1 protein-coding gene is annotated in these 252 nt (G+C 64.3%); it reads right to left on the reverse strand.

From position 1 onward, the window contains the following. Nucleotides 1–57: 57 nt before the first annotated feature. Nucleotides 58–252: M20/M25/M40 family metallo-hydrolase (locus FLQ44_RS23125; RefSeq protein ID WP_147696204.1), on the reverse strand; the 195-nt coding region annotated here is incomplete at its 5' end.

The following is a 252-nucleotide window of genomic DNA, read 5'->3' on the forward strand; positions in this document are numbered from 1 at the left end:
AGGCCAGGCCGTTGCCGCTGGGCATCAGCGGCGCTTGGCAGATGGGACAGATCAGGCTCATGCCAGCAATTTCACCATCGTCTGGTAATAGACTTCGGTGAGCAGGTCCAGATCGCTGGCCAGTACGCGCTCGTTGATCTGGTGGATGGTGGCGTTGACCGGGCCGAGCTCGACCACCTGAGTGCCCAGGGTGGCGATAAAGCGACCGTCGGAGGTGCCGCCGCTGGTGGACGGCGTGGTGTCGCGACCGGT

This window comes from Vogesella mureinivorans (assembly GCF_007644035.1).
In the GTDB taxonomy this organism is placed as follows: domain Bacteria; phylum Pseudomonadota; class Gammaproteobacteria; order Burkholderiales; family Chromobacteriaceae; genus Vogesella; species Vogesella mureinivorans.